Genomic DNA, 8833 nt, shown 5'->3' with positions numbered 1-8833 from the left:
GTCGTAGGTTCGAATCCTACTGGTGGAGCCATATGGAGAAGTACTCAAGTGGCTGAAGAGGCGCCCCTGCTAAGGGTGTAGGTCGTGTAAGCGGCGCGAGGGTTCAAATCCCTCCTTCTCCGCCATTTATAAGGCCCGTTGGTCAAGCGGTTAAGACACCGCCCTTTCACGGCGGTAACACGGGTTCGAATCCCGTACGGGTCATCAAAAGTTGTGGTATTTTTTAAATACTATGGCTTTTTTTTTGTCTTAAAATTCTCCTTGAAAGTGTGCCTCGTATTTCACTCAAATACAAAATTCAGTTTGTGTCTTAATTATGAAATAGTCTTCTACTATTTGAAAAGATTAACTGATACATTACCCTTTCTTAAAACAAACAAAACCCCTTTTTGAAAAGTAAATTTATTATATTAAAATAATCTATTGATGTAAGCGTGTACATTAATACGTTTAGACTACATTACACCAAAAAACTTTTCGACAAATATCAACATTCCTCCTCCTAATTTTTAGTTAAATCTTCTTATGTTGTAACCCCTTTCAAAAACATTGATATTACGCAATTTCAAGTATAGCAACAATGAAAACGGTTTCCTCTAATTAACTATTTTTTACATAATACTATAGAAAATTTAATATTGTTGATTTATGTCATACGATTTCGACTTGTCGGATAAAGGAGAATATTATAAAAAAGAGAATAGAAATGTATAACAATATTCTTTTTTATAAGGAATGATGGAAGGGTGAAAAAATTGATTGCTACGAGTGCGACGGATTTTCAGCTGCACCTTTTTCATGAGGGAACATTGTATAAAAGTTATGAGCTTTTTGGCTCTCATTTAGTACGGCATCGTAAGAAAGTGTTAGGAACTAGATTCACTGTGTGGGCACCTAACGCCAAGAAAGTACGAGTAATGGGGTCTTTTAATGAGTGGAATGGAGAGTTGCATTCACTAGAAAAATTAAATAACGAAGGTGTTTGGAGCATTCAGATAGATGAAGACCTATCCGGTCATTTATATAAATATGAGATTGTGACACAATCTGATGAGATATTACATAAGGCTGATCCGTTTGCTTTCCATGCAGAGGTAAGGCCTAATACAGCTTCAATTGTATATGACTTAGAAGGCTTCAAATGGAAGGATCAAAACTGGCGCAGGAAAAAGAAGCGAAAATTGGTTTATGAGAAACCGATGTTTATCTATGAACTCCACCTTGGTTCATGGAGAAAAAAGGATGATGGAGAACTTTACTCCTATAAAGAGTTGATAACGGAATTAATACCTTATATTAAGGAACATGATTTTACGCATATAGAATTATTGCCTTTAGTGGAACATCCATATGACCGCTCTTGGGGTTATCAAGGTACTGGGTATTATGCTGCAACAAGCAGATATGGAAACCCTAAAGAATTAATGGCATTTATTGATGCGTGCCACCAGGAGGATATAGGTGTGATCTTGGACTGGGTACCGGGGCACTTTTGTAAGGATGCCCATGGGCTATACATGTTTGATGGGGCACCAGTTTTTGAATATAAAAACTATCATGATCGCGAGAATGAAGTATGGGGGACGGCAAACTTTGATTTAGGAAAGCCAGAGGTAAGGAGCTTCTTAATATCAAATGCATTGTTCTGGATGGAAAATTTCCATGTTGACGGCTTTAGGGTGGATGCCGTGGCTAATATGTTATATTGGCCAAATTCCAAGGAAGAGCATGCAAATCCTTTTGCGCAAGAGTTTTTGAGAAAACTGAATGAGGCTGTATTTGAACAAGATTACAGTGCACTTATGATTGCAGAGGATTCAACTGATTGGCCATTAGTTACATCTCCAACTTCCAATGGAGGACTTGGATTCAATTACAAATGGAACATGGGCTGGATGAATGACATCTTGCGATACATGGAAGCTACTCCAGAGCAACGAAAACATCTGCACGACAAAGTGACTTTCTCTATCGTATATGCTTTTTCCGAGAATTTCATTTTGCCTTTTTCCCATGATGAGGTCGTTCATGGCAAAAAATCGTTGTTAAACAAAATGCCTGGTGAGTATGAAGAAAAGTTTGCTCAATTACGCTTATTGTACGGTTTCTTCCTGACGCACCCAGGAAAGAAGCTTCTCTACATGGGTGGGGAATTCGGTCAATTTGATGAATGGAAGGACCTTGAACAATTGGATTGGTTTTTAGTTAACCAGTATGAGTCGCATCAACAGATGCACCATTATTTTAAGGAACTGATGGCCTTTTATCAGCAGTATAAAGCATTGTATGAATTGGACCATGATCCAAATGGATTTGAATGGATTGATGCCAATAACCGAGAGCAAAGCGTCTTTTCTTTTATCCGAAAAGGGAAAAAACCTGCAGATACACTAATCGTAGTTTGTAATTTCACAGGAGCTTCTTATGAAGGATTTAAAATTGGCGTGCCTTATCTTACAGACTATGAAGAAGTTTTCAGTTCTGATGCAAAAGAGTTCGGTGGAGCCGGACTTATTAACGAGCAGGAAGTTAGTGCGGAAGAGGGAGCATATCACGGCAAGGACTATCATATGATGGTCAATGTTGCATCATTTGGTGTAAGTATATGGCGTCCAAAAAAAATTAGAGGGGAGAGATAACGCGATGGCGAAAAATAAATGTGTAGCAATGTTATTGGCAGGAGGAAAAGGGAGCAGACTCAGTTCCTTAACAAAGACGTTGGCAAAGCCGGCTGTTCCTTTTGGGGGGAAATATAGAATCATTGATTTTGCATTAAGTAATTGTACGAATTCAGGTATTACTACTGTTGGGGTATTGACGCAGTATCAACCTCTAGTGCTTAACTCTTATATCGGTATTGGTAGCACGTGGGATCTGGATCGAAAAAATGGAGGGGTGACAGTATTGCCTCCTTACACGGAATCTTCTGGTGTGAAGTGGTATACCGGTACAGCAAGTGCCATCTATCAAAATATCAATTATCTCACTCAATATGATCCTGAATATGTCCTTATTCTTTCTGGTGACCATATTTACAAAATGAATTATGAGGAAATGCTAGACTACCATGTTAAAAAGGATGCGGATGTATCTATTTCAGTGGTGGAAGTTCCTTGGGAAGAAGCAAGCAGGTTCGGAATCATGAATACGAACGATAAGCTTGAAGTGGTGGAGTTTGATGAAAAGCCATCGAATCCAAAGAGTAATTTGGCATCTATGGGGATCTACATTTTCAAGTGGTCTGTCTTAAAGGAGTACCTTGAAATGGATGACAGAAACCCTGAGTCCAGTCATGACTTCGGGAAGGATGTCATTCCTTTGTTATTGGAAGAAAATAAAAATTTAGTTGCCTATCCTTTTAAGGGATATTGGAAGGATGTTGGAACAGTTAAGAGCTTGTGGGAAGCAAATATGGATTTATTAAAAGAGGATTGTGAATTGAATCTTTTTGAATATGACTGGCGTATCTATTCTGTTAATCCAAATCAACCGCCTCAGTTCATCGCACCATATGCAGATGTTAAGGATTCTCTTGTAAATGAGGGGTGCTTCATTGAAGGGAAAATTGATCATTCCGTATTGTTTCAAGGTGTGAATGTAGGGAGAAACTCAGTAATCCAAAACTCAGTAATCATGCCAGATGCCATCATTGGTGAAAATGTCTATGTAAACAAGGCAATCATTCCTTCAGGGATAAAAATTCCGGATGGAGCTGTCATTTGCCCGGAGAAAAATGAAGATGAGATTATTTTAGTAACAGAGGAAATGATGGATAAAGGGATTTTCTCTATAACCCGTTAAATGACGCGAAATTAAACACAGGAAGGGTGTCCATTTATGAATAAATCAATGTTAGGTATCATCGATGCAACAATCCATAATGAAGAAATGAGGGAGTTAACTGTAAAGCGTTCCATTGCGGCAGTTCCTTTTGGAGGTCGATATAGACTGATTGATTTTGTACTTTCCAACATGGTCAATTCAGGAATCCAAAACGTTGCAATTTTCCCCCGTTATCAGTACCGCTCTCTGATGGATCACCTTGGTTCAGGAAAGCAGTGGGATCTCGATCGTAAACGTGATGGTTTATTCTTTTTCCCAAGTTCAGAGAATGAAAACACAGGCTCGTTCCAACACTTCAAAGAAAATGTCGACTTTTTCGGACGCAGCAATCAGAAATATGTCGTGATAGCGAATAGTTTTACGGTATCCAATATGAATTACAAACTGATTCTCGATCGTCATATCCAAAACAGATGCGATATAACCCATGTGGTAAAAGAAGATGAAACATTGGATATGTATGTTCTCGAGAAAGACCTGCTTGTTAAATTGTTCATGAATCATGAGCAAACGGGGTATAGAAGTATCATGGACGTGGTAGATGATATTACTAGCGGATATAAAATTTGCAACTATGAATATACAAATTATGCAGCAGTAATTGATTCGTTGGAAAATTATTATGAGCATAGCTTGGAACTGTTGGATCCTGTTGTTTGGAAACAAGTGTTTGTGAAGGATCATCCTGTTTTCACAAAAGTGAAAGATGAGCCCCCAACAAGTTATTCCAAAGATGCCTATGTAAAGAATTCAATGATTGCAAATGGTGCTATCATTGAAGGGCATGTTGAGAACAGTATTATTTTCCGGGGTGTCAAAATTGGAAAAGGTACGGTGGTCAAAAACAGTATTGTCATGCAAAAAGGTGTTATTGGAGAGAATTGTGTTTTAGATTCTGTCATCTTAGACAAAGATGTTAAGGTAGAAGACGGTACAAGGTTAACAGGGAAAGCAGATTCCCCGTATTTAGTGAAAAAAGGATCGGTACAAGGAGCTCTGATGAATTCGTGAAGGTATTGTTTGTTGTGTCAGAATGTGTCCCGTTTGTAAAATCAGGTGGCTTAGGCGATGTTGCGGGAGCATTGCCTAAGGAGTTAAAGAAACTTGGTACAGATGTACGAGTTATTTTGCCGAAATATAGGCAAATACCGGAAGTTTTTAAAAACAAAATGAAAAGAGTTCAGACCACTTTTGTAGACGTAGGTTGGCGTCACCAATATTGTGGCGTGGAAAAATTGGTGCACGATAATGTAACCTATTACTTTATTGACAATGAATACTATTTTAACCGCGATTCCCTGTATGGTCACTTTGATGACGGGGAACGCTTTTCCTTTTTCTGCCGTGCCGTATTGGAAAGCATGACGGCTATTGATTTTATTCCGGATGTCATTCATTGTCATGACTGGCACACGGGAATGGTCAATTTTATCCTTGAGCGAGAATACAAACAGAATCCAAGGTTTGAGCATATTCAAAGTGTGTTTACTATCCATAATCTTCAATTTCAAGGTGTGTTTCCGCCGAGTATCCTGCATGATTTATTGCGTATTGATAGTAAACACTTTAATGCTGATGAGCTAGAGTTTTACGGTAATGTCAATTTTATGAAAGCAGCATTAGTATCCTCTGGTTATATCACGACTGTAAGTCCTACTTATAGAGATGAGATCCAGACGGCCTATTTTGGAGAAAAGCTGGATGGGGTCCTCCGTCATAGGAATGATTCTTTGGTAGGGATCATTAATGGAATTGACGATGATTTATATAGTCCTGAAACCAACGAGTACATTGAAGCAAATTATTCCGTCAGTAAAGCGGGGAATAAAAAGGTGAATAAAGCTGCCCTGCAAAAACTTTGCGGATTGCCTGTAAAAGAGGGTACACCGATCATTGCTATGGTAAGCAGGTTGACCAAGCAAAAAGGGTTGGATCTGGTTACTTGCGTTTTACATGAAGTGTTAAATGAGGATGTACAGGTTGTGGTACTTGGAACAGGTGAACCTCAGTTTGAACACTACTTCCGAGAGTTAGCGTATCAATATCCTGAAAAAGTGAAGACATTTATTGGGTTTGATGAGCCGCTTGCCCACCAGATTTATGCAGGTGCGGATATGTTCTTGATGCCATCGAGGTTTGAACCGTGTGGTTTAGGTCAACTAATAGCTCTGCGCTATGGCACCATACCAATTGTGCGTGAAACCGGCGGACTGAATGACACGGTCCATTCTTATGATGAAACGACGTTGGAAGGAAACGGATTCTCCTTCACTAACTTTAATGCCCATGATATGCTTCACACCATCAGGCGTGCCATTAACATGTATGAGCAGCCAAAAGTATGGAACGGAATTATGAAAGAAGCAATGGAGCGCGATTATAGCTGGGCTAAATCTGCATTTAAATACAATCAATTGTATTCAACACTAATGGCTAGGAGTGGAGTGCATGTTCTCTAATAAAGAGAAATTTAAGGCTGCTTTTTTAAAGAAATTGGAGAGTATGTACGGAAAGAGCTTCCAGGAATCCACCTCTAGAGATCATTATCATACACTCGGAAACATGGTAAGAGAATATATCAGTGCCAACTGGATAGCTACCAATGAACGAAATCGCGCTGCTGATGAAAAACAAGTGTACTATCTTTCTATCGAATTTTTATTGGGAAGATTATTGGGAAGTAATCTTTTAAATCTTGGAATCCAAGATGTCGTAGAAGAGGGCCTGAAAGAGCTTGGGCTCGACTTCTCTTCTATTGAGGAAATAGAAGCTGATGCTGGTCTAGGAAATGGTGGCCTTGGCCGTCTTGCAGCCTGTTTCTTAGATTCTCTGGCATCGTTAGACCTACCAGGTCATGGTTGTGGCATTCGCTATAAACATGGATTGTTTGACCAGAAATTTGTTGACGGTTATCAAGTCGAATTGCCTGAGCAATGGCTTAGACATGGAAACGTCTGGGAGGTAAGAAAGCCGGATCAGGCTGTCGAAATTAATTTTTGGGGTAAGGTTGAATCTTATACAGAAGACGGAAAAGAGAAGTTCAGGCATGCAAAAGGAGAGGCAATCACAGCAGTTCCGTATGACATGCCGGTTGTCGGTTATCAAACGGATACAGTCAATATGTTAAGGCTTTGGAGTGCTGAGCCCGCGCCTTTTCCAACGAACAAAGATATCATGCAATATAAAAGGGATACAGAAGCAGTTTCTGAATTCCTATATCCAGATGATACGCATGATGAAGGGAAAATTCTCCGTTTAAAGCAGCAATATTTTCTTGTTGCAGCTAGCATAGGAAGCATTATCCGTTCTTATCGAAAGAAGAATGGTAGTTTAATAGATTTCCATAAAAGAGTGACCATTCACATCAATGATACTCATCCGGTGCTGGCGATTCCGGAACTGATGCGGATCCTTTTAGATGAAGAAGATATGAGCTGGGAACAAGCGTGGGAAATCACCTCCCATACAATCTCTTACACCAATCATACAACTCTTTCTGAAGCCCTGGAAAAATGGCCAATCAATATTTTTCAGCCATTGTTACCGCGTATATATATGATTATAGAAGAAATCAATGAGCGCTTTTGTGCGGATTTGTGGAAAATGTATCCTGGACAATGGGGACGGATTGAAGAGATGGCAATCCTTGCGCATGGCTTAGTGAAGATGGCCCATTTAGCGGTAGTTGGTAGCTTTAGTGTTAATGGTGTGGCAAAGATACACACGGAGATATTAAAAAATCGTGAAATGCGTTTATTTTATGAGACTTTCCCTGATAAATTTAATAACAAAACTAATGGAATTACCCACCGCAGATGGTTAATGAAAGCCAATCCCCAACTTACCTCACTCATCCAAAATACGATTGGTCATGGGTGGATGAAAGACACCACGCAGCTTCGACAGCTTGATGTATATGCAAACGATTCCGCTTTCTTGGAAAAGCTCGACCAAGTGAAACGTGAACGAAAGCAAATTCTTGGGGAACGTATTAGAAAACAAACGGGAATCGTCATTGATTCAGACAGTATCTTCGATGTACAAGTAAAAAGATTACATGCTTATAAACGTCAGCTCTTAAACGTTTTTCACATTATGTATCTGTATAATCGATTGAAAGAGGACAGTAGTTTTGATATACACCCTAGAACGTTTATTTTTGGAGCTAAAGCTTCCCCTGGTTATTATTATGCTAAAAGAGTAATCAAACTAATAAATTCTCTGGCGGATAAGGTGAATAATGATTCGGCAATTAATGGCCGTTTAAAAGTTATCTTTCTAGAAAACTATCGTGTTTCATTAGCCGAGGACATTTTCCCGGCAGCGGATGTTAGTGAACAAATCTCCACTGCGAGCAAGGAAGCTTCAGGTACTGGTAATATGAAATTTATGATGAACGGGGCCTTGACAATAGGTACGCTTGATGGTGCAAATATTGAGATTAAAGAAGAAGTCGGAGAAGAGAATATGTTCATTTTCGGCCTTACTGCAGAGCAGGTCTTGAATTATTATCAAAATGGTGGATACCGATCTAGCGAGTATTACCATCATGATAAAAGGATACAGCAAGTTCTAGAACAGCTTGTCAACGGGTTTTTCCCGGATGTGGATGATCACTTTGAGCCGATTCATGACTCCTTGTTGATGCAGAATGATGAGTATTTCGTCTTGAAAGATTTTGCGTCCTATATTGATGCACAGGAACGGGTGGATGCTGCTTACCGTAATCGTAATCATTGGTTAACAATGAGCGCAAAGAACATCGCCCATTCAGGATTCTTCTCAAGCGACCGTACTATCAGACAATACGCCAACGAGATTTGGGGACTGGAACCAAGCTACAGCAAGCGATAATCGCAAGAGGAAAAGAAAAGGAAGTCTATTAACTGTTGATTTCCGTTCCAGGCGCTTCGCTTGCCTGAAGGCGGTCCGGGAGCCTCCTCACTTCGTTGCGGGGTCACCCTGTCCCTTCCTCCCGCGGGCGTCTGCG

The 8833-nt window shown here is 39.7% G+C and carries 5 protein-coding genes and 2 tRNA genes; all 7 read left to right on the top strand.

All coding sequences use genetic code 11. The annotated features are described in order from the left end of the window. Positions 1 to 34 precede the first annotated feature (34 nt). Positions 35 to 125: transfer RNA gene (locus HF078_RS00520), tRNA-Ser, on the top strand. Positions 126 to 132: 7 nt separating this feature from the next. Further along, positions 133 to 204 (top strand) — tRNA-Glu (locus tag HF078_RS00515). Between the two features lie 551 nt (positions 205 to 755). Beyond that, positions 756 to 2639, top strand: coding sequence for a 1,4-alpha-glucan branching protein GlgB (gene glgB / locus HF078_RS00510; protein WP_169289373.1), 1884 nt, complete (start codon positions 756 to 758; stop codon positions 2637 to 2639). Positions 2640 to 2643: 4 nt separating this feature from the next. Beyond that, a complete protein-coding gene (locus HF078_RS00505; protein WP_169289372.1) occupies positions 2644 to 3801 on the top strand; it encodes a glucose-1-phosphate adenylyltransferase in 1158 nt (385 codons plus the stop codon). 36 nt (positions 3802 to 3837) lie between these two features. After that, the gene (locus tag HF078_RS00500) at positions 3838 to 4854 is read left to right on the top strand and encodes a GlgC family sugar phosphate nucleotidyltransferase (protein WP_169289371.1); all 1017 of its coding nucleotides are present in this window, start codon (positions 3838 to 3840) and stop codon (positions 4852 to 4854) included. After that, on the top strand, positions 4851 to 6302 hold the full coding sequence (glgA, locus tag HF078_RS00495) for a glycogen synthase GlgA (RefSeq protein ID WP_169289370.1): 1452 nt from the start codon (positions 4851 to 4853) through the stop codon (positions 6300 to 6302). Before HF078_RS00500 ends, glgA begins: the two co-directional genes overlap by 4 nt. After that, positions 6292 to 8697, top strand: coding sequence for a glycogen/starch/alpha-glucan phosphorylase (locus HF078_RS00490; RefSeq protein WP_169289369.1), 2406 nt, complete (start codon positions 6292 to 6294; stop codon positions 8695 to 8697). Before glgA ends, HF078_RS00490 begins: the two co-directional genes overlap by 11 nt. Positions 8698 to 8833 lie beyond the last annotated feature (136 nt).

This window comes from Bacillus sp. RO2, from assembly GCF_012911845.1.
Taxonomy (GTDB): Bacteria; Bacillota; Bacilli; order Bacillales; family Bacillaceae_I; genus Sutcliffiella_A.
This window is presented reverse-complemented; position numbering and strand designations above follow the sequence as displayed.